Annotated in this window: 10 protein-coding genes and 1 tRNA gene; 6 read left to right on the forward strand and 5 right to left on the reverse strand. The window is 48.8% G+C overall.

Annotated elements, in window-relative coordinates; genetic code table 11:
• The first annotated feature begins 23 nt into the window (after nucleotides 1-23).
• The 3 genes from garD to O59_RS16805 all read left to right on the forward strand — a co-directional run bounded on the left by garD (nucleotide 24) and on the right by O59_RS16805 (nucleotide 4,215).
• The gene (garD, locus tag O59_RS16795; RefSeq protein WP_007644740.1) at nucleotides 24-1,571 is read left to right on the forward strand and encodes a galactarate dehydratase; all 1,548 of its coding nucleotides are present in this window, start codon (nucleotides 24-26) and stop codon (nucleotides 1,569-1,571) included.
• A 125-nt stretch (nucleotides 1,572-1,696) separates the two neighbouring features.
• Nucleotides 1,697-2,611: a 5-dehydro-4-deoxyglucarate dehydratase gene (gene kdgD, locus O59_RS16800; protein ID WP_007644741.1), complete on the forward strand. Its 915-nt coding sequence runs from the start codon at nucleotides 1,697-1,699 to the stop codon at nucleotides 2,609-2,611.
• An 11-nt stretch (nucleotides 2,612-2,622) separates the two neighbouring features.
• Complete coding sequence (locus O59_RS16805) at nucleotides 2,623-4,215, forward strand: aldehyde dehydrogenase (NADP(+)) (protein ID WP_007644743.1); 1,593 nt, start codon at nucleotides 2,623-2,625, stop codon at nucleotides 4,213-4,215.
• 33 nt (nucleotides 4,216-4,248) lie between these two features.
• Here O59_RS16805 and O59_RS16810 read toward each other — a convergent pair whose 3' ends face one another.
• Nucleotides 4,249-5,088: an HDOD domain-containing protein gene (locus O59_RS16810; protein WP_007644745.1), complete on the reverse strand. Its 840-nt coding sequence runs from the start codon at nucleotides 5,086-5,088 to the stop codon at nucleotides 4,249-4,251.
• Between the two features lie 237 nt (nucleotides 5,089-5,325).
• On the opposite strand from O59_RS16810, the gene O59_RS16815 reads away from it, so the two are divergent.
• A complete protein-coding gene (locus O59_RS16815) occupies nucleotides 5,326-8,241 on the forward strand; it encodes an ATP-binding protein (RefSeq protein WP_007644747.1) in 2,916 nt (971 codons plus the stop codon).
• On the forward strand, nucleotides 8,238-9,869 hold the full coding sequence (locus tag O59_RS16820; RefSeq protein WP_157152615.1) for an EAL domain-containing protein: 1,632 nt from the start codon (nucleotides 8,238-8,240) through the stop codon (nucleotides 9,867-9,869). Before O59_RS16815 ends, O59_RS16820 begins: the two co-directional genes overlap by 4 nt.
• A 153-nt stretch (nucleotides 9,870-10,022) precedes the next feature.
• Here the strand turns inward: O59_RS16820 and O59_RS16825 are convergent, their stop codons facing one another.
• Complete coding sequence (locus O59_RS16825) at nucleotides 10,023-13,778, reverse strand: PAS domain S-box protein (RefSeq protein WP_040393217.1); 3,756 nt, start codon at nucleotides 13,776-13,778, stop codon at nucleotides 10,023-10,025.
• Between the two features lie 167 nt (nucleotides 13,779-13,945).
• Between O59_RS16825 and O59_RS16830 the strand changes: the two genes are divergently transcribed.
• Nucleotides 13,946-15,148, forward strand: coding sequence for a PAS domain-containing protein (locus tag O59_RS16830; RefSeq protein ID WP_007644754.1), 1,203 nt, complete (start codon nucleotides 13,946-13,948; stop codon nucleotides 15,146-15,148).
• Nucleotides 15,149-15,173: 25 nt separating this feature from the next.
• Here O59_RS16830 and O59_RS16835 read toward each other — a convergent pair whose 3' ends face one another.
• From O59_RS16835 to rpoD, 3 genes are all read right to left on the reverse strand, one after another.
• The gene (locus tag O59_RS16835) at nucleotides 15,174-17,315 is read right to left on the reverse strand and encodes a hypothetical protein (RefSeq protein ID WP_007644755.1); all 2,142 of its coding nucleotides are present in this window, start codon (nucleotides 17,313-17,315) and stop codon (nucleotides 15,174-15,176) included.
• Between the two features lie 316 nt (nucleotides 17,316-17,631).
• Nucleotides 17,632-17,708 (reverse strand) — tRNA-Ile (locus O59_RS16840).
• Nucleotides 17,709-17,853: 145 nt separating this feature from the next.
• Nucleotides 17,854-19,710, reverse strand: a complete 1,857-nt coding sequence (gene rpoD, locus O59_RS16845) for an RNA polymerase sigma factor RpoD (RefSeq protein WP_007644756.1) — start codon at nucleotides 19,708-19,710, stop codon at nucleotides 17,854-17,856.
• Nucleotides 19,711-19,763 lie beyond the last annotated feature (53 nt).

Consider the following 19,763-nt stretch of genomic DNA (forward strand, 5'->3'; position numbering starts at 1 on the left):
CCGATTTTTTACGAGGTTTTGTCATGTCCCAACTGCTTATCAAAATACATCCGGCCGATAACGTTGCGGTAGTGGTGACTGCCGGTGGTTTGCCTGCGGGAACTGAAGTGGCAACAGGGTTATCGCTTAGCGAATATATTCCGCAGGGGCACAAAGTAGCGCTGTGCGACATCGCCAAAGGTGATGCGGTTATTCGCTACAACGTAGTGATTGGTCGCGCCAAAGAAACGATTAATGCGGGCGCTTGGGTCAATGAAAATTTGTTGGAAATGCCCGCTGCGTTGGGGCTGGAAAATTTACCCATCGCTACTCGCGCAGGTGAAGTGGGGGAACCGCTCAGTGGTTTTACTTTTGAAGGTTATCGCAATGCCGATGGCAGCGTAGGCACGCGTAATATTTTAGCCATTAGTCAAACTGTGCAATGTGTTGCCGGGGTGGTTGAGTTTGCGGTGAAACGCATTCGTGAAGAATTATTGCCAAAATATCCCAACGTGGATGGTGTGGTGGGTTTGGCACACAGCTATGGTTGCGGCGTGGCGATTGACGCACCCAACGCGCCGATTCCTATTCGCACCCTGCGCAATATTGCACTCAACCCCAACTTTGGTGGAGAGGTAATGATTGTCAGCCTCGGCTGCGAAAAAATGCAGCCCGCACGCTTAATGCCACCGGAAACCATCCCCGCCACGCTGGTTGATGGCCCGCAAGTGGTCTGCCTGCAAGACGAACAGCACGTGGGTTTTATGAGCATGATCGAATCGATTATGCGTCAGGCCGAAACGCATTTAATGCGCTTGAACAAACGCCAGCGCGAAACTTGTCCGGCGTCGGAATTGGTAGTGGGCATGCAGTGTGGTGGCAGCGATGCTTTCTCTGGCATTACCGCTAACCCGGCATTAGGTTTTGCCGCGGATTTATTAGTGCGCGCTGGTGCGACGGTAATGTTTTCGGAAAATACCGAAGTGCGCGATGGCATCGATCAATTAACCTCACGCGCTGCCACTGCGGAAGTTGCGCAAGGCATTATTAATGAAATGCAGTGGTACGACGATTATCTCGCTGCAGGCATGGTGGATCGCAGTGCGAATACTACCCCCGGCAATAAAAAAGGTGGCCTCTCCAATATTGTGGAAAAAGCCATGGGTTCGATTGTTAAATCCGGCTCGTCGCCAATTGTGGGTGTGCTCTCGCCCGGCGAACGTTTGCGCGATAAAAAAATTCCCCATGGTTTGGTGTACAACTCCACACCAGCGAGTGATTTTATTTGCGGCACATTGCAATTAGCGGCCGGCATGAATTTGCATATTTTTACTACCGGACGCGGTACACCTTACGGTTTGGCAGAATGCCCGGTGATTAAAGTCGCAACCCGCACTGATTTGGCACGGCGCTGGCACGATTTGATGGATGTAAACGCCGGTCGCATTGCCGACGGTGAAAAAACTATTGAAGAAATGGGTTGGGAAGTTTTTCAGTTAATGCTCGATGTGGCCAGTGGCAAAAAAACCTGGGCGGAGCAGTGGAAATTGCACAATTCGCTGGTGTTATTTAACCCTGCGCCTGTGACTTGATATTTTATTTTTCCTACCTTGTATCAATACAAAAACCGTATTAACCCAGTCAGCAATTAATCTTTACCGGTATGGGTTGCGGTGTGAAAATTTGCTTCTACTATCCACTACCGGAGCGATACATCGTGACTCGTTATTCACCTAAAGAATTTGCCCAAATAGTTGGCAGCGGTTTGCTTTCTTTTCCCGTCACCCATTTTAAAGCGAGCGATTTGTCTTTTGATGAAGACGCCTATCGCGCCAATTTGAACTGGCTGTTTAAACACGATGCAGCGGCGATGTTTGCCGCTGGCGGCACCGGTGAATTTTTTTCGTTGACGCAAAAAGAAGTGGACCGTGTGGTGCGCGCCGCGGTGGAAGAAACCAAACATATTCCGGTAATTGCGCCCGCTGGTGGCGGCACCGCCGTCTCGATTGAATATTGCCAAGCAGCGGAAGCCGCCGGTGCTGATGGTATTTTATTGCTGCCACCCTATTTGACCGAAGCGGCCAAAGACGGTGTAGCGGCGCATGTAGAGGCAATTTGTAAATCCACCAAGCTGGGTGTGATTGTTTATAACCGCGCTAACCAGCGTTTGGATGAAGTAGAGCTGGAGCGTTTGGCTGAGCGCTGCCCCAATTTAGTCGGCTATAAAGACGGCATCGGCGATATCGAATTAATGACTCGCATTTACGCACGCCTCGGTGATCGCCTCACCTACATCGGCGGGTTGCCCACGGCCGAAACCTTTGCGTTGCCTTACCTGGAAATGGGTGTGACTACTTATTCCTCGGCGATTTTTAATTTTGCGCCTGAATTTGCGTTGGATTTTTATAAATCAGTGCGCGCGCGCGATTACACCAAAGTCTATGCGGCGCTGAATGAATTTGTATTGCCCTACATTAATATTCGCAATCGCAAACAGGGTTACGCGGTATCGATTGTGAAAGCGGGCATGAAATTAGTCGGGCGCGACGCTGGCCCGGTGCGCACACCGCTCACGGATTTAACCGATGCAGAAATGGCGGAATTAAAAACGCTGATTGCGCGTATTCAATAAAGGTTACTGTTATGAAATCAAGCGGACAATTGTTAACAGGAAATTTGTTAATCGGCGCGCAACAAGTGGCGGGTAGCAAAGGCACCTTGTACGCCATTAACCCCACAACCGGTGAGCAGCTCCAGCCGGCTTATCATTTAGGTAGTGCGGATGATGTGGCGCGTGCCTGTCAGTTGGCCGAGCAGGCGTTTGATAGCTATCGCGCTACCCTGCCAACGGTACGCGCGAATTTTCTGGAAACTATTGCGCGCAATATCGAAGCGATTGGTGATCAGTTAATTGAGCGCGCCATGGCCGAGACGGGTTTGCCCAAAGCGCGTTTGGAAGGGGAGCGCGGGCGCACTTGTAATCAATTGCGTTTGTTTGCCGCGACCATTCAAGCGGGTGAACAAAATCAGCCGCGTATCGACCCGCGCCAGCCGGAGCGTAAACCGCTACCGCGTGCCGATTTGCGCCAGCGTCGTATTCCGCTCGGGCCTGTTGCGGTATTTGGTGCAAGTAATTTTCCATTGGCGTTTTCAGTGGCCGGTGGCGATACCGCTTCCGCTTTGGCAGCGGGTTGCCCGGTGATTGTAAAAGGCCATTCGGCGCACCCGGGTACTTCAGAATTAGTAGGGCATGCGATTCAAAAAGCTGTCGCTGAATGCGATTTGCCCGAGGGTGTGTTCTCGCTCATTTTTGGTGCCGGTGCCGAAGTGGGCGCTGCGCTGGTGGCACATCCACTGGTTCAGGCCGTCGGTTTTACCGGGTCGCGCGCGGGTGGTATTGCGCTGATGCGTATCGCCCAGTCGCGGCCGCAGCCCATTCCGTTTTACGGTGAATTAAGTGCACTCAATCCCGTGGTGTTATTGCCGGGCGCTCTGAGTGAAAGGGGCGATGAATTGGGGCGCCAGTTTGTCGCATCACTCACCATGGGCGCGGGGCAATTTTGCACTAACCCCGGTTTATTGTTGGCGCTAGATAGCCCTGCATTGGACAGTTTTATTGCCGCTGCGAGTGCGGCACTGCAAGACTCTGTTGCCCAGACTATGCTCAGCCCCGGCATTCACAATGCCTACGAGCACAGCACTGCCTGCATCGCCGGCAGCAAACAAGTGCAAACCTTGGCACGGGGCCAAAGCTCTTCTGCCCCCAATACTTGCCGTGCGGCGCTTTATGCAACCCGTGCGGAGATTTTTTTAACCAACGCCAATTTGCATGAAGAAATGTTTGGCGCGGCCTCGCTGTTGGTGCGCTGTCGCGATGAACAAGAACTGATTAGTGTATTGAGTCATTTGGATGGGCAGTTAACCGCGACCCTGCAGTTGGCAGACGCCGATTTACCTTTCGCGCGTAAACTCTTGCCGCTGCTTGAGCGCAAAGCCGGGCGTATTCTCGCCAATGGTTGGCCGACGGGTGTGGAAGTCTGTCATGCGATGGTACACGGCGGCCCCTGGCCTGCCACTACGGATGTGCGCGCCACCTCCGTAGGTTCTGCGGCACTGGAGCGTTTTTTACGCCCGGTGTGTTATCAGGATTTGCCAGCGGCGTTGTTGCCCCCGGAACTGCAAGACAATAATCCGCTGCAATTAACCCGTTTGGTGGATGGAAAAAGCGCGCACTGATTGTGGTGCGCGTTGCTTCAACTCTTTTCTGAATTAAGTGCGCAACAGATCCACCGCCGCTTCCAATTCAGCGGCGAGGACTTTGGATTCGCCAATATCAATATTCGGGTCCAACCCCAAACGATCAAACGCGGGAATGCTGGAAAAATCCAACGCAGAAATTCTGTTGTCTCTAAAAAAATCGCACTGCAATACGGCTACCGTCACTAAATCGGCGTAGTCGGGTTGCGATTTCTGCGCATAAAATTTCAAGTGATCTTCTGGAATGCTCGCCAGGTTTTTATTAAAGCCCCAGGTTTTTAAAATCAGGCTACCAATCGGCCCGTGAATTTTTTCTATCACCTTATCCAGCGTGATGCTGTCATTTAACAGCGTTGGATTTTCTTCTGCATAACTGAGAATGGGCAGCACACCAATTTTATGGATAATGCCGGCCAGTGTCGCTTGATCCGGACGCAGCTTGGTGTAGTGTTTGCACAGTACGTGACTGACAGCCGCCACTTCGCTGGAGCTAAACCACACATCGCGCATGCGCATATCAATAATGTCCGAGGTGGATTGGAACATCTGTTCCATCGCGAGGCTGGTGGCAATATTGCACGCGTATTCAATGCCCAAGCGCATCAGTGCATTATTTAAATTATCGACTGGTCGCCCGGCGCGCAGTAAGGGGCTGTTGGCAACCCGAATCAAGCGCGCACTCAGCGCCGGATCGCAGCTAATCACATTCGCCAAACTCTCAATATCCGCCGTGGGGTCATCGGCCACTTCGCGCACGCGCAGCGCCACTTCCGGCAGTGTAGGTAACACCAGTTGATCACATTTAATGGCGGTGATGATATTTTCACTGACTCTATCGGCAATATTATCCATCAACTTTTCCCGGCAGCTAGCTGCAACTTTTATTTTTCTCAGTATAGGTGAGGAATGAAGCTGGGCAACTGAGCGCACTATTTGGCGCATCAATTAATAATTTCCTGCATTCGATTCGTATTTTTTAAATTAGCGGTTATATAAATTGCATAGCTCTTGATATTTCGGCCTAAGCAAAGCTATCTCACTGGCCTGTGCTAGTATCAGTTCACTTGGCTTTATTAAGAGTTGCCACTAATGGATGAATTTCATCGCCTCCGAAGCCTGCATTCTTATGACATTCTCGATACGGTTCCCGAAGCTGATTTTGATCAGCTGACCTGGTTGGCTGCACACATCTGTAAAACGCCAATTGCCGTGCTCACGCTGGTGGATGAAACCCGGCAATGGTTTAAATCGATTTATGGTTTGGATGTGCGTGAAACACCGCGCGAAATTGCATTTTGTAACCACGCAATTCAATACGTCACGCCTTTTGTGGTGGAAGATGCAGCGAAAGATTCGCGCTTTGCCAGCAACCCGCTGGTGATAAATGATCCGCGCATACGATTTTATCTGGGCATTCCGCTGATTTCACCCGAAGGTTTTGCAATTGGCACTCTTGCGGTTATCGATCAGGTGCCGCGTACACTCGCTGAAGAAACCGTTAAGGCGCTATGTCTGTTGGCACATCAGGCAATGCATAATTTAAATGCGCGGCGCGAGCGATTGGCCTCTGAACAGGCGGCGCATAATCGGGTAAAAGATATTATTTCTGCAGCCGCCACCGGTATTGCGGTGTCAACGCTGGATGGAAAATATTTACTTTCCAATCCTTACTATTGCAATCTGTTTGGTTATGCCCCAGCGGAAATGTCGCGCACTACCTTGGCGGATATTGTATTGCCTGAGGATTATCCTGCTATGCAGGCCAGGCTGAAAGCGCTCTATAAAAATGAAGTGTCGCGCTTTACCTTGGAGTGTCGCAGCCTCACCAAATCACGCGGTGTTATTTGGATTAGAGCGCAGGTGTCCATGTTGCGCGATGCGCAGGAACAACCGCTGGCTTTTGTCGGGGTGGTGGATGACATTACCCAGGCAAAACAAGCAGAGCAAGAGTTAAAACAATTAGATGCTATTAAACACGCACAACAAGTAGCGGAATTAGCCAATCAAGCCAAGTCCAGTTTTTTAGCGACCATGAGCCATGAAATTCGCACGCCCATCAGCGGCGTAATCGGCATGGTGGATGTTTTACATCAAACCAGTTTGAAAGGTTATCAAATTGAAATGGTGGATATTATTCGCGATTCTGCGAATTCACTATTGAGCATTATTGATGACATTCTGGATTTTTCCAAAATAGAATCCGGCCGTTTAGAACTGGAAGCGGTGCCCTTTTCATTGGAGCACAGTATTGAAAAAGTGTGCTCGCTACTGGATCGCATGGCGCTGGATAAAAATGTCGAGCTATCGCTTTTTATTGATTCCAACCTACCAGAAACGCTGGTGGGCGACGAATTGCGGTTGCGCCAAATACTGATTAATTTGGTGAATAACGCAATCAAGTTTTCTTCCGGCGCGGAACCTTTTGGCAAAGTGAGGTTAAGTGTAAGTGTGCACGCAAAAAATGCGGGCGAGATGGTTATTGAATTTGCAATTAGCGATAACGGTATTGGTATGTCGGAGCAAACACTGGGGCGATTATTTAGCCCCTTTATGCAGGCCGATGCATCCACTACCCGCCATTACGGTGGCACTGGTTTAGGGCTGACAATTACGCGCCACCTGGTTGAGTTAATGCAGGGCGAAATTGTGGTGGAAAGCCGCTTGAACATAGGTTCTGTATTCAGAGTGCGCATTCCTTTTTTAATGAATGCAGCAACCGGTGTAACACCCGCGAACAATCCGAATTTTAGTTTGTTGCTGTGCATTGTGGTAGGTGATCTATCCGGCTTGTCTGCTATATGGGGGCAATATTTATCCGCATCCGGTGCGGTGGTTATACCGGTGGCCGCGGTGGAACTGATTGAATGGCACGAGTTGCGCCATCACTACGCGCAGTATGAGTGGCTGGTATTAATTGATGAGTGCGGTGAAGTTCCTGAGTATTCACCGGCACTGGCGGCGATTAATAAACACCCTGCCAATCCGCGTGTGCATTGTTTGGTGATTGGGCGCGGACAGCGACGCGAACTGCGCAGCGACGAACAAGGCAATTGTTTTATCGATGGCAATTGTCTTGGGCGCAGCCGTTTTTTTGAGGCAATCAATATCGCCTTGGGCCATATCACAATTGCTAAGCCCCTGACACGCGGTTATCACGAACAGGATTTTATGCCACCCGCCCGCAGCGATGCACTTGCGCAGAACCGTTTATTACTCTTGGCGGAAGACAATGAAACCAATCAAAAAGTGATTACCCGGCAATTGGCCTTGCTCGGCTACGCGGTGGATGTGGTGAGCAATGGCGAAGAGGCTTTTGATCGGCTCACTGCTGAGCGCTATGCACTCTTGATAACCGATATACATATGCCGGTCATGGACGGTTACCGCTTGATTGCCAAGGTGCGCGCAGCAAATCGCGCCTTCAATAAAATTCCCATTATCGCCTTGAGTGCCAATGCCCTGCGGGAAGAGGTGGATAAATGCAAACAGCTTGGTGCCAATGAATATTTGGTGAAACCGGCGCTGCTGCACGATTTAAAAAATATGCTCGACCGCTATTTTTCTGCTGAACCAAATGTTGCTATTTCCACCGCTGCAGATGCGCAGCTCAGCTCCGCTTCTCCGGCTGTTAAGGATATACATTTGGATATTAATGTGTTGCGTGAATTAATTGGTGCAGATGAGCAGGTGGTGATGGAGTTTTTAGCGGATTATTTAAAAACGGCCATACAGCTGCGAGGAGAAATGGCCACCAGTTTTCGCATCTCCGATATCAGTGCACTGGCCAGTAGTGCACATAAATTTAAATCCTCGTCGCGCGCGGTGGGTGCATTACAGCTGGGCAAAATTTGCGAATGTATTGAGCACAAATGTAATCAACAACAGTTCATCGAGTTGGCCACTGCCTATGCTGCCTTTGAGCAGGAATTTGAGCAGGTGCTGATGTTAATCAATAGAATATTTGTGGACGAATGGAGTGGGTGCAGTGCATCCAAAACAAAATGAACCAAGAAGCTAGTGTGGTAGATCTCGCCAATATCAACACCCTGGTGATTGATGATGATGCATTCATGCTGAAAATTATGCAGCGCATCCTGCATGTCAACGGTATTGCCAATGTCACCTGTTGTGATACTGCCCAAGGCGGGCTTGATGCGCTGAGACAAACACCAATGCCAATCGATTTGATATTACTCGATTTAAATATGCCGGAGATGGATGGTATTCAATTTGTTCGCCAGTTGGATTCTGAATCGTTTAAAGGCAGTATTATTCTGATTAGCGGTGAGGATGAACGAATGCTAATCAGTGCAGAAAAATTAATTGCCGCCCGACACATTGGTATTCTTGGGCATCTGCAAAAACCCGTAACCCAGGAGGCCATAATACCGCTGTTAAAACAATTAGGTGCGCAAACTACATTTATACCCTCAAGCTTAAAAAACTACTCGGCGGAATCCCTGGCGGCTGCAATTAATGGTGGCCAGTTGTTTAATACCTATCAGCCTATAGTGTCGCTAAAAACCGGCAAGGTGAGCTGCGTGGAAGTGCTGGTGCGCTGGAATCACCCCACCGATGGTTTGGTGGGGCCGGATCAATTTATTCCCGTCGCAGAGGACAATAACCTTATCGATCAGTTGGCCAGCGTAGTGTTGACCGAGGCGTTAGCGCAGCATAAAAAATGGCAGGCGCTGTCACTGCACATTCCTATGGCGATCAATGTGTCTATGGAAAATTTGGCGTCACTGGAGTTTGCCGATAATTTTTCAAAAATTATGGCCGATGCCGGTTTACTCACCAAAGATATCACTCTGGAGATCACTGAAAGCCGCGCGATGAAAGACCCGATGATTACGTTGGATACCCTCGCGCGTTTGCGTTTGAAACGGTTTGTATTATCGATTGATGATTTTGGCACCGGCCATTCATCACTGGCGCAGCTGCGCGATATTCCGTTTGATGAATTTAAAATTGATAAAAGTTTTGTCACCGGTGCCTGGGCTGACCAAAGGATTCGGGTGATGTTTGAAACCAGTTTGAACCTCGCCAAACGGCTGTCGATGAAAGTAGTTGCTGAAGGCATTGAATCAGAAAAAGATTGGGAATTTGTGCGCTCGGCGCAATGTGATTATGCCCAGGGTTATTTTATTTCCAAACCCATGGCGGGTGATGCGCTGCCCAAGTGGTTAACACTGTGGGGAGAGCGGGTGCGGCGCGAGTTATTGCCCGAGGCCAATGCGGCAACCCTGACGGTAAAAGCCAGCAAACAGGGCACGGTATTAGTTATTGAAGACCATGATTTTCAGCGGCGTATTCAAAGCAAAATACTAATGGAGGAGGGGTTTTCAGTCGTGACTGCCGCAACCAGTGCGGAAGCTTTGTCGCTATTAAGAACCTTGCGTCCCGCATTAATTTTAATTGATATCGAATTGCCCGGGATGAGTGGTTTGGAAATTCTCAAGCGTTTACGCTCTACTGCAGTTTTTAAAAATACCCCGGTAATTATGTTGTCTGGTTCCAATCAGAAAGACATAGTTGTGCAGAGTATGAAAACCGGCGCCTCGGGTTTTATCGCAAAACCCTTTGATCGCAAAACGCTGGTCGCTAAAGTGTCGTCTGTCCTGCCTCATTAAAAGAGGCAGATGCTCAGCGCGTTTAAGTCGCGCTTGTTCTTCATAGCAGCAAAAAATGTCCTGCTTGTTATGTCCGCAGTAAATACTCATTCCGTCACGCCCGCGGTAAATACTCTCTCCGTCATACCTGCGAACGCAGGTATCCACAAAAAATTAATCAGCAGCTTGAGCGTTGTTATTCGCAGCCAGGTGTTGCGTTAAAAACGCAACCACCGCCTCAAACTCAGGGGTAAATAATTCAAATGCTTGTGCGAGTGAATCTCCTGTTTGTTGTTTTGCGTGATGTTCAATCGTGTTGCAAATATCGCCCAGGGTTAATGCACCTACGGTGCGCGCGGATGATTTTAAGGTGTGGGCATGGGTGCTGAGCTGTAGCCAGTTTTGTTGTGCGTAAGCGGCATTGATCTTCTGCGCGAGTTGCGTTGCGCTGGTTAAAAAGTCTCGCAGGAATTCGTTGAGTATTGTTGGGTCATCACCAATTAAGTTTGCCAGAATTTGCAGGTTTATAATCCCATCCGCCGGTTGTTGGCTTTCTGTATTAGTGCCCACATCTAAAACTTGCGTGTCGCTATGCAGGCATTTTGCCAAGCTCCTGGAAAGCGCATTGAGGGTAATGGGTTTGGTCAGGTAGTCATCCATGCCCTGTGCAAGGCAACGTTCCGCTTCGCCGCGCAGGGCATTCGCGGTTAGTGCAATAATTGGAATGCGGTTATTTTGTAGGGCTTCTTCAGCGCGAATTTTGGTTACTAATTCATAGCCATCCAGTTCAGGCATATGCAGATCCGTCAAAATTAATGCGTAAGCTTTGGTGCGCCATTTTTCTAATGCTTCTGCGCCATTGGACGCTATGTCTGTGTGGTAGCCAAGTAATTCCAGTTGATAGACAATAACTTTTTGATTGGTAGAGTTGTCCTCCACTACCAGTATCGGATTTGTTTTATCGCGCGGGGCAACTCCTTGTTCTGGTATTGTCTCGGGTGTTTTAAGCGATAGCGCCGCCTGCGCATTATTTTCTATGGGCAAGCGCAAACGTACAATAAATTCAGCGCCCTGATCCGGCTCGCTTAGCAGGCGTACACTGCCGTGCATTAGTTGGATCAAACCGTGAGTAATGCTCAGGCCAAGGCCCGTACCCCCAAAATGGCGATTCGTAGAGGCATCTGCCTGCACAAAAGGTTTAAATAATCGCGCCTGGCTTTCTTTGTTTAATCCAATCCCATTATCTTTTACTGCTATTTCAAATTCTGCGTCAGTTAGTGTTTTTTCAATAAGTTGGATGCTGATGTTAACCATACCTTGTGGTTTTCGTTTGCTGGAAAATTTAATCGCATTGCTAATTAAGTTGAGCAGAATTTGCCTGAGACGCTGTTCATCACCGCGCAGTAGCTCGGGTAAATTATTGTCGGTATTAATACTGAGTTTTACGTTGGAATAAGCGGCGGCTGGCTCCATGAGCTGCACTATTTTTTTGATTGTGGTGCCGGGTGAAAAGGGCAGTGATTCCAATTCAAGACGGCCAGCTTCTATTTTGGAAAAATCCAGAATGTCTTCAATGATATTGAGCAGCGACATAGCGGAGTCGCGAATAATATCCACCATTTCGGTTTGATAAGCGCGCAGCTGGGTTTGTTGTAAAACATCGACCATGCCGATAACACCATTTATGGGCGTGCGTATCTCATGGCTCATGGTGGCCAGGAAATTGGATTTTGCTTTGCTGGCCAGTTCCGCCAATTGGTGGGCTTGTTCCAGTTCAGCAATACGTTTGCGCTCGGTAATATTGCGCTCAACCGCAATCCAATGGGTGAAGGTGCCCTGGCTATCGGCAATGGGTACCAAGTCCATTTCAACTTCTACTTGCACGCCGGACTTGGTGCTGTTTGTTAATTCGGCGCGCACCGCGTGATAATTTTTTAACGCATGGCGGACTTTATCCAATTCACTTTGCTGGGCGTTATTGCCGCGCAGAAAGCGTGGGTTTTTGTGCATCACTTCATTTAGGCTATAGCCCATTAATTTTTCGAATGCCGGGTTTACAAATAAAATTTCTGGCCCTGCTTTTTCATTTTGCGCGGCATTGGTAATAATGACCATGTCGTTCATGTGCGCGATACAGGCTTCCATCAGGCGCAATTGCTGTTCGTTTTCGCGCCGCGAGGTTATATCCTGAAAATAGACAGCAAGCCCTTCGGAGGAGGGGTAGGCATTTACAATGAACCATCGCCCGAGCGGCGCATAAAATGCTTCAAAGGTAGTTTTCTCGCCCGTGGCTACGGCTTTTTTATAGTGAAATTCAAAATCACTATTGAGTGTTTGTGGAAATTCTCGCCACATAGTTTTGCCCAACAGCTCTGAGCGAGTGCGGTGCAAAAGCTGCTCAGCTTCCTGATTGATATAAGTAAAATTCCAGTCGGTATCCATAGTGATAAATGCGTCGGTAATACTTTCCAGCGTGACCGACAGTCGGTCAGCAAGCGTCTGTGCTCTTTCTTCATTGGTTTTGGTGTCGTGAATGTCAATGGCGCTGCCGTACCAGCGCACCACTTCATGCTGTGCATTAAACACAGGAACCGCTCTGGCAAGGTGCCAGCGATATATTCCATCTGCCTGGCGCAACCTGAACTCCGTGAGATAGAGATCATTATGCCGGGTGGCGTTTTGCCATGCATTGCCCGCGAGTAATTGATCGTCATGATGAACGACTTGCAGCCAGTCACTCTGATTGGTTATACGCGCCTGATCAACTCCGGTGTATTCGCTGAAGCGATTGTTAACATAATCAATCGTACCGTCGGATGTTGCCGACCAAATAATAATAGGCAGTGCATTGGCAAGTTGTTGTAAGCGCTGACCGCCTTGGGCGAGCAAGGTGGCGGCATGTTTTTGTTCGGTGATATCTTGAAAGGATCCTTCAAGACGAATTATTTTTCCCTGCTGATCGCGCATGGCTTCGCCCTGAGTGCGTATCCATAAATAGCGCCCACCAGCAGTGATAATTTGCAATTCTTCATCGTAAGGAATACCAGCATCAAGGCAGCGATTGATTGCCTCTACAATCACTTTACGCCAGCGCGGCGGGTACATGTCCAGACCTTTCAGGAGCGGCATGGTGGAGTGGGGTGGCAGCTCCAAAATTTTACACACCTCATCATCCAAACTAACTTTATTGGTGCGAACATCCAAAGACCAGCTGCCAAGGCGGGCAATGCGTGCAGCCTGGCGCAGTTGGCTTTCTTGTTGGCGCAAGCGCTGCTCAATGTGTTTGCGGTGGGTAATATCTGTGGCGAGGCCGGCGATGCGATAGACCTTGCCTTGTTCATCGCGAATGGGAAAAGCCCGGTCTTCTATCCAGCGAATATTGCCATCAGGGCGAATAATGCGATATTCGCGGTGATAATTTCCGCGCGCTTGATCGGACAGTGCCTGTAATAATCCTGCTCTATCTTCAGGGTGAATGGGGTCCAGCCATGTCGCCGGGTTGTCGTACAGTGAATCGCATGGGCGCCCCCAAATACGTTCATAGCCGGGAGAAATGTAGAGCATTTTGTTTTTCTCTACATCGGTTAACCAAAACACTTCACTAATCGTTTCAGCTAATTCCCTGAAATATGTTTCGCGCTCTGCGAGTGACCTTCCATTGCGCACACGCGATAATTCAAACAGCCATGTCATGACAAAAATGATAACCAACAAGGCAAATACCACAATCAGCGCCATATAAAAGGATAAATCGCTATCGCCGGGCATAGGTGCAGTGTTTGAAAACTTGTGTGACAGTTTAATTTGCTGCCTGTGATAGACGTGAAATGCAGCAAGTAGCATGCATAAAAACAAGGAGCTGGAGGACAATACCCACACCCACAGGCGGGAGTGAGTCGATCCGGGAGGGGAGTACTTGAGTTCGCCCATAGGTTACTTGCCTTGCAATTTTTTTCGTTAGATGCGCAATAAATAGCTAGCATAAAGTAGGAGTTTAGCTCAGCCTTGATAATTGACGAGACAATTGCGAGCCTGGTGCCAGCGGGTTGGTTTTATCCTGCGGCAATGATGGATTAAGCGCGTGTGCGAGGTTCACTATGACAGACCCATTTTCACCATTCCCATTTGTGTCGCGCACCTTGTGTGGCTGGGCAAGTGTTGTGGGTTTGGTCGCTGTTTTTATTACCGATTGGTTTACGCCTTTGGGGTTTGGCCACGGCATGTTGTACAGCCCGCTTATTTTATTGGCGCTGGTTAGCGGTAGCAGGGCACTCGTGTTGGGTGTTGCTTTATGTGCAATTTTATTCACCTTGATCGGGATGCTAATGTCGCCCGACGCGCCAGATATCCCGACAATAAACACTGTATTTGCCAATCGCGTGTTATCGATTTTATTAATTGTATTTACCACCGGGTTATCGCTGTGGTTGCTAATTAATGTGCAGCGTTTGAATAGCGCGACAGAAAAATTAATGGCTACCCAGCAGCGCTTGTCAGAGCAGCACCATTTATTGCGAATCGCGAGCCAAGTTGGTCACTTGGGTGGCTGGACAGTCACTGTGCCTGAGGAGCAGGTGAGCTGGACAGATGAAGTGGCGAACATGCATCACCTGCCGCCCGGCTATCATCCCAGCGTTGAAGAAGCACTTAATTTTTATCATCCGGATTATCGCGAACATGTGCGCAAATTGGTGCGCGATTGCATGGAGCAAGGCATCGCATTTGATGATGAGGTGCAGCTACTAACCAGTGACAACGAGGTGTTATGGGTACGAATTATGGGAACGGCACTGCGCGATCAGCAAGATAAAGTTATTCGTATACAAGGCGCTATTCAGGATATTAGCCAGCGCAAACAAGTAGAAAATTTAATTAAGCTCAGCCATGAAAAATTTTCCAACCTCGCCGATGCTATGCCAATTGCTGTGTGGAGTGCGCAAGCCAATGGGGTGGTGGATTATGTCAACCGAGCGCTCAGTGATTACAGTGGGCTTGCCGTAGAGGAGTTAGTACAGCCCGGTCGCTGGTTAAGTATTTTGCATCCGGATGATTATGATCGCGCCGAGGCTTACTGGAGTGAGTCGGTTGATACCGGTATGGATTATGTTATTGAATTTAGAATTCGCCGGAAGGATGGCGAATATCGCTGGCATTTAACCCGCGCCCAGCCTGTGCGCAACGAGCAGGGTATTATCACCAAATGGTACGGCGGCACGGTGGATATTCACGAACATAAAATGCTTGAACGCGAGCATCAACTAATCGTAGATCGCCTGCTGCAGAGTTTGAAGTCCTCATAGCTATCGAACTTTCTCAATGGCGCAATTATTTTTTCTCCAGCAACGCAATAATATCCTGGGTGTATTTATCAATTGTTTTGCTTTCGCTCAGCATTAAATCCATGCGTTGATAACACTCGCTGATGGCATTATCAAATACGGATTTGACCGCAGGCGATGGATTCATGAGTTTAACCGAGGCTTCTACTTCGCGCGTAAAATCAATAATAATGCCTTTGGCATCGTTGGATTGAGCGTGATGCCTGACCTTGATCTGCGCAAGGGTAGAACTGATTTTGTGTAGCGCAGAACTCATTGCAGAATCGTGTCTGGATAATTTTATCTGCGAATCCAAATGACCAATCGTTGAGTTGAGTAACTGCACTAGCGTATCCAGTGTTGTCTCCATCAAGGCTTGTGCTTCATCTTCATCCGGTGGGTTGCGGATAATCACGCGGACATGCGGGCGAAAAAACAGTATGCCTTCATTGGTGTAGCCAATCGCGCTATTGCTATCCTGGATCTTTAAAGACTTTTGTTCTTGCGGCGAGGTTTTTCCATCCGAGTAGTGTTCGATTTTGTCCAGTTCACTATCCAAATAGAAACCATAAGCAATATTCATGGATTTTAATGTTGAGGCCAATAATTGCGCGATGGATTCGATGTTGTTGCAGTCCAGCAATTGGGTGGCAAATTTATTCACTATGCTGGCCTGTGAATATTGCTCGATGGTTTGATGCAGTTGGGACGACATGTGCTCAATATCGCGATTGAGTCGTTCAATATCCGGGTGCTGCAGTTTTTCATGCTCATCGGTCATCTGGTCGCGCAATAATTCCACTTCACTCTCAAGTGTTTCTATGCAGTACTCACACTCTTTGACCAGTCGTTCCAGTTTTACAATTTCCTGCCCTTTCTCGGCTTTTAAGGTTTCATCCTCTGTGTTCAGCATGGACTCACGCAGCAAACTAATTTCTGAATTGAGTTCCAGAATTAACTTGCGTTGATTTTGATTATTGCTGCGCAGTTTTTCAATTTCCTCTAGGGAGCGCTGCGGCCCACCATCCTCTACCCAAGAGAGCACCTCATCTTCACTGCCTGTTTCAGTGCTGGATAGTTCAGCGCCGGGTTGATCAGGGCTGGAATGATCGGTTATTTCCTTATGGGTAGTGGGGTAAAGGGCTGCATCTTGTTCCATTTGTTTGAACTGTTGGATGTTGTCGCGCGCACTTTTCAGTTCTTTTTGTAAATTAGTGATGTGGTGATCAGATTTGAGTATGTCAATTTCGAGGGCTTTAACTTTTTCCTCAAATTTTTCTTTTTCTCCTCTCTCCATGTGAGTAAACGAATTATTCAGATTGTCTGTTAGTTGATTCAGTAATCCCTGCTTTCTTTGGCTGATATCGTTGATGTTTGCTATTTGAAAAATACTTCCTTCGTAGGCGTGTGTTGCCCGTTCGTGGCGCTGATAGGCAGAGCTTTCTTTCTCATCGGAATCCAATGTGGCCGCGATACTGCTAGTAGGGAATGCACGCTGAAACGCATTGATCATGGTTTGTAGCTTGCGAATGCTATCGCGCTGGTTTTTATTTTGCTCGGTTAGCGATTCACTTTTTTGTCGCGCCAGTGTCAATTGGCGTTTCAGGCGGGAGTTTTCTACCTCTTGTTTTTTTAAACTATCAATTTTTTCCTGCAGTTGTTTAATGCGGCCGCCACTGAGGTTTTGCTGTTTTGGCATGTTGCGCACCCAGCGCACTATGTCTGCCAGTTTTTTTTCCAGGACCAACCAGTTTTCCGGGCTATTTTGTTTGGTGCGATTTTCCGCCTCGGCCATCGCCACCAAGTAGCGCAGTGCTGCAATTTTGGCGCTAAATGGGGTGTCAGGCGACAAGGTAGGTATGCCGCCAGGAACTATTTTTTTGAATCGCTCAATAGAATATTGCGCGATGCTATGCAGGAAAATACCTACAGTATCGCCATGCAATTTTTCTGGAATAGTGTTGTTATCAGCAAAATTAAGTTCGCTAAGGATATGTCGTGTTCTTTTGCGTAACTCTTTATATTCCTCTTCAAGAGTGTCGCGTTCTTTTTTTAGTCTTATTGTTATAAAGATTAAAAAAGTGCAGCACACCAGCAGCAAAAAAATCACTTCACCCAGAATTAATGGAAGGCTACCCGGCACTGACATTCGCTATATCTCCTTTCTTTGGTCTCAGTATAGTCGTGACCTCGGGAAAAGCTGGTTGCGATTTAGTGGCGTGCTCAGAGCAAGGAGTCGTGCATAGGTGCGCGAATCGGGAGCCTGTGCACAGCACTTCGGAAGCGTTTTTTTAAATGGAGGCCGAGTCGGGTTAAGTTTGGGGGTATTGAGGTGAGTAGAGTGTGTGGGAGAGTTGAGTTGATTTAGGCGCTGCCAATTTGGCTAGCGAGCCTCTGGCAAGGTATCTAACTGATTACCAGATTTAACGTGGCAAGAGCATCAACATATAGATGCTCACCAGAAATGGTGGGCCCAGCTGGACTTGAACCAGCGACCTGCCGATTATGAGTCGGATGCTCTAACCAACTGAGCTATAGGCCCCAAAGAGGAATTGCATAACTGCCAGACGGCAGGGAAGCGCATTATAGAGACAAGTTTTGCGTGTGGCTATAGTTCGTAACTTATTGTATTGCCTAAAAAATAAAACCCGCCGAGGCGGGTTTTATTTTGTGCAGCATTTAGACAATTAATCGTCCAGGAAGCTGCGCAGGTGGTCGGAACGTGAAGGGTGGCGCAGTTTGCGTAGCGCTTTGGCTTCGATTTGACGGATACGCTCGCGCGTTACATCAAATTGTTTGCCCACTTCTTCCAAGGTGTGGTCGGTGTGCATGTCGATACCAAAACGCATACGCAGTACTTTGGCTTCGCGTGCGGTCAGGCCCGCTAATACTTCACGGGTGGCTTCCATCAAGCCTTCCATTGTCGCTGACTCCACTGGAGAAATAATGGTGGTGTCTTCGATGAAATCGCCCAGATGCGAATCTTCATCGTCGCCGATTGGCGTTTCCATGGAGATTGGCTCTTTGGCGATTTTCAGTACTTTGCGTACTTTGTCTTCGGGCATTTCCATGCGCTCGCCGAGTTCTTCCGGCGTTGGTTCGCGGCCCATTTCCTGCAGCATTTGGCGCGATACACGGTTGAGTTTGTTGATGGTCTCAATCATGTGCACCGGAATACGGATGGTGCGCGCCTGATCCGCGATAGAACGGGTAATCGCCTGGCGAATCCACCAGGTAGCGTAAGTAGAGAATTTGTAACCGCGACGGTATTCAAATTTATCCACTGCTTTCATCAGGCCAATATTGCCTTCCTGAATCAAATCGAGGAATTGCAGGCCGCGGTTGGTGTACTTTTTCGCGATAGAAATAACCAGGCGCAGGTTAGCTTCCACCATTTCTTTTTTGGCGCGACGAGCACGCGCTTCACCAATTGACATGCGACGGTTGATGTCTTTGATACTGGCGAGACTGAGGCCGCTCTCGGCTTCGATTTGTGCCAACTGCTGTTGTGCTGATTGCACATCAGGCAGTACGCGCTCAAGTTTCTCAGGCGCTTCGACTTTGCCTTTCAAAAAGTCGGGTAGCCAAGCTTCGTTGGTTTCATTGCCGGGGAATTCTTTGATAAAGGTTTTGCGCTGCATTTGTGCTCTGCGTGTACACAGATCCATAATGTGGCGCTCGTGTTTGCGCACGCTATCCAGCGCTACACGTGCCTTGCTATAAATAGGCTCAAATTGGCGCGCAGGAAGTTTGAAGAATTTGAACAGGTCACCCAGTGCGGACAGTTCTTTTTCAGCTTGTTTACTGCCATAGCCATATTTGGCGAGTGCCTTGGTGGTTTTGTCGTGCTGTTTTTGCAGCTCTTCAAAGCGGGCACGTGCCTCTTCTGGGTCTACACCTGAAACGGCTTCCTCTTCATCTTCGGTTGCTGTCTCCTCCTCTTCGTCGTCTGCGGCGGGTTTGGCTCCTGCAGCAGCAACAGGTATTTCTTCTACCTCGGCGAGGGCAGCGGGGATATCCTCTACCGGATCCAGCCAGCCGATGATTACGTCGGCCAGGCGGCGCTCCTCTTTGGCAACCAATGCGTATTCGTCCAACACTTGTTGCACGGCGCCGGGCCAGTAAGCGATGGCGTGCATTAACTCACGCACGCCTTCTTCAATACGTTTGGCGATAACAATTTCGCCTTCGCGGGTGAGCAGCTCTACAGTGCCCATCTCGCGCATATACATACGCACTGGATCGGTGGTGCGACCGGTTTCGGTCTCCACGGCAACCAGAGCGGCAGCAGCTTCGGCGGCGGCTATCTCGTCGGCGGCGGAGTCACCATCGGTCATTAACAGGGTATCGGCGTCGGGTGCAGTTTCGTACACGCGGATACCCATGTCGTTGATCATCTGAATGATGTCTTCGACCTGATCCGGATCAGAGATGTCCTCCGGCAGGTGATCGTTTACCTCGGCATAGGTCAAATAACCCTGCTCTTTACCGCGGGCGATCAGTTCTTTAATACGGGACTGTTGCTGTTGGACGTCTTCAGACATTCGAAACCCTATTTAAAACCTGATGAGTGAAATGCAAAGCCCGAAATTATACT

The organism is Cellvibrio sp. BR (assembly GCF_000263355.1).
GTDB lineage: Bacteria > Pseudomonadota > Gammaproteobacteria > Pseudomonadales > Cellvibrionaceae > Cellvibrio.

Bases quoted from the DNA above. Each gene is read 5' to 3' on its own strand.
- garD (WP_007644740.1), top strand. From the start codon at position 24: ATGTCCCAACTGCTTATCAAAATACATCCGGCCGATAACGTTGCGGTA.
- O59_RS16835 (WP_007644755.1), bottom strand. From the start codon at position 17,315: ATGTCAGTGCCGGGTAGCCTTCCATTAATTCTGGGTGAAGTGATTTTT.
- O59_RS16825 (WP_040393217.1), bottom strand. From the start codon at position 13,778: ATGGGCGAACTCAAGTACTCCCCTCCCGGATCGACTCACTCCCGCCTG.
- O59_RS16830 (WP_007644754.1), top strand. From the start codon at position 13,946: ATGACAGACCCATTTTCACCATTCCCATTTGTGTCGCGCACCTTGTGT.
- O59_RS16805 (WP_007644743.1), top strand. From the start codon at position 2,623: ATGAAATCAAGCGGACAATTGTTAACAGGAAATTTGTTAATCGGCGCG.
- rpoD (WP_007644756.1), bottom strand. From the start codon at position 19,710: ATGTCTGAAGACGTCCAACAGCAACAGTCCCGTATTAAAGAACTGATC.
- O59_RS16820 (WP_157152615.1), top strand. From the start codon at position 8,238: ATGAACCAAGAAGCTAGTGTGGTAGATCTCGCCAATATCAACACCCTG.
- O59_RS16815 (WP_007644747.1), top strand. From the start codon at position 5,326: ATGGATGAATTTCATCGCCTCCGAAGCCTGCATTCTTATGACATTCTC.
- O59_RS16810 (WP_007644745.1), bottom strand. From the start codon at position 5,088: ATGGATAATATTGCCGATAGAGTCAGTGAAAATATCATCACCGCCATT.